Below are 2,434 nucleotides of genomic sequence, written 5' to 3'. Positions count from 1 at the left end.
ACGGCATAAAGCAATCCGATGTAAAATCCATCAGAATAATTTATGCTGTGCCTCTTTTTAATTTGATTGAATGTGGTATGGTTTAGGACCAGATAAAATGCGGGATAACAAGAAGTGACTGGAAAAAACATATCGATTACTTTTTATCCTTCTTTAATGATGACCGATATATAAAAATAGACGGAAAACCTGTACTGGTTATTTATTATCCGTCTCTGATTGGCCCATTAAAGGAAACTTTGGATTTTTGGAACAATGAAGCTATAAAAGCTGGCCATAAAGGTATTACTTTTCTGTATCAACACCCTTATTTTTACTATGATAAAAAATCACATAAAGAATACTTTGACTATGGAATTGAATTCGAGCCCACATTTTCAAGAATGCAAGAATATAAGCAATGCAATGCAGCCATACAGAATTGCAAGGTAAAAATATCTACATTTTTGCAAACAAAATTGCATATCTATATTCACCTGAAAAAGAAAGAACTTGTAAAGTTCGATTATGATAGGCTTTGGAAATGTATTTTATCACAAGAACTGGATGATAATTTATTTCCTGGCGCTTTTGTTGACTGGGACAATACTCCAAGAAAAGGGAAAAGAGGAAGTCTAGTCTTAAATGCAGACCCACAAAAATTCAAGTATTATTTTAAAAAACTTATACGAAAGACAAGGGATGTCTGTAACAAAGATTATATATTTATATTTGCTTGGAATGAATGGGCTGAAGGAGGGTATCTAGAACCTGACGAAAAATATAAGGACGGGTATTTAAGAAGCATCAAGGAAGCCTTAATTGAGGAAAACGAATATCCGTATTGAGGAAGAAAGTATGAATGAACCGAAGGTAAGCGTTATTGTTCCAGTTTATAATGTGGAAAAATATCTTTCAAGATGTCTTGACAGTATAGTATTACAATCGTATCAAAATCTGGATATCGTTTTAGTAAATGATGGGTCTACGGATAACAGTTTGAAGATATGTCAAGACTATGCTGAAAATGACTCAAGAATAAGATTAATAGACCAAAATAACAAGGGCTTATCTGTGGCACGCAATACAGGTATAGATATAGCATCTGGACAATATATCTGTTTTATTGACTCAGATGATTGGGTTGAACCCGACTATGTCGAATTTATGGTAAAGATGTCGATAGAGAAAGATAGTGACATATCGATAGTAAGTAGTTATAATTCGACAGATACTAGGGATATTATTACTACCAAAGGCTGGATAAGTAATAAGGTAGAAACGTACGATACATTTACAGCACTTCGACTACTTACTGAAGATGTTAAAATTCATAGTCATGCATGGGATAAGCTTTATAAAATTTCTTTGTTTAACAACATCAGATTCCCTGAAGGCAAAAATTATGAAGATATTTTTATCATGCATATACTTTTTGCACATTCGGCAAGTATTTCAATATCTGAGCAACCGAAATATCATTATTATGTAAGAAATAATTCTATTGCGCGCAATTATAAAAGAAAGAACATATTAGATTATTTTGAAGCAGAATTCTCTAGACTAGATTATATGCAAAAGCATTACGAGGATCTTATTTCACTTCAAAATACGAAAATTATGGAACTTGTACTTTCGTATTATCCTAAATTCAAATATGAAAGGAACGATACTTCGAGATTCTATAAACAAGACAAGAAAATATTCAATAAATATGTAAATAATGCCGAATCTGCATACAAAAGAAATCACGAGAATTTTACGGATCCGAAGTATTCATATATGTATGCAATATACAGTAAAAATAGAATACTATTAAAAATAATCTCGCCTATTGGAAATAACGTTATTAGCAGGGTTAAAACGTCTAAACATAAAAGTCAAATTAAAAGACTTCTGTATAATGATAATAAATTCCGTGAACAGCTTAAAGAATACAGTGGTAAGCATAAGATTATTTTAGCAGGAGTACCAGAGTACGATAATTTGGGCGATGTGGCTATTGGATTCGCAGAAGAACGATTTCTGAGAAAATATTTGTCCAATAATACATCATTTCTTGCGATAAGTGAAAATGATTTTTTTAAATATTTTAATGATATTAAGAAAATTGTTTTGAATGATGACGTAATCGTTATTCAAGGTGGAGGAAATTTTGGCGATCAATATTTCGATCAAGAAAAATTAAGGAATATAATATTAAAGAATTTTAAGAACAAGATTATCCTGATGCCATCTACTTTCTATATGAAAAATAAGAATAATACAGCAAAGTATTTGAAATATTATGATAGGAATAACTTATTTCTTTTCTTCAGAGAAAATAAATCTGCTCAGATAGTATTCTGAGTTTAAATTCTGTTTGTACTAAAAACTCCGCGAAGTGAGGAGTCAGTTAAGTTTCCGACTCCTCTTTGACCACTTGTTTATTTTTTCGTGGTCTTCCGCGTTTACC

At 31.3% G+C, this 2,434-nt stretch carries 2 protein-coding genes; both read left to right on the top strand.

The annotated features are described in order from the left end of the window. The first annotated feature begins 92 nt into the window (after window positions 1-92). Window positions 93-827, top strand: a complete 735-nt coding sequence (locus ACTQ1N_RS12475; protein ID WP_441956979.1) for a glycoside hydrolase family 99-like domain-containing protein — start codon at window positions 93-95, stop codon at window positions 825-827. 10 nt (window positions 828-837) lie between these two features. After that, on the top strand, window positions 838-2,328 hold the full coding sequence (locus ACTQ1N_RS12470) for a glycosyltransferase (protein ID WP_441956978.1): 1,491 nt from the start codon (window positions 838-840) through the stop codon (window positions 2,326-2,328). Window positions 2,329-2,434: the final 106 nt, after the last annotated feature.

The organism is Porcincola sp. LCP21S3_C12 (assembly GCF_052118625.1).
GTDB lineage: Bacteria > Bacillota > Clostridia > Lachnospirales > Lachnospiraceae > Porcincola.
Note: the sequence above shows the minus strand (reverse complement) of the source record. Positions and strands in the feature narration are given on the sequence as shown.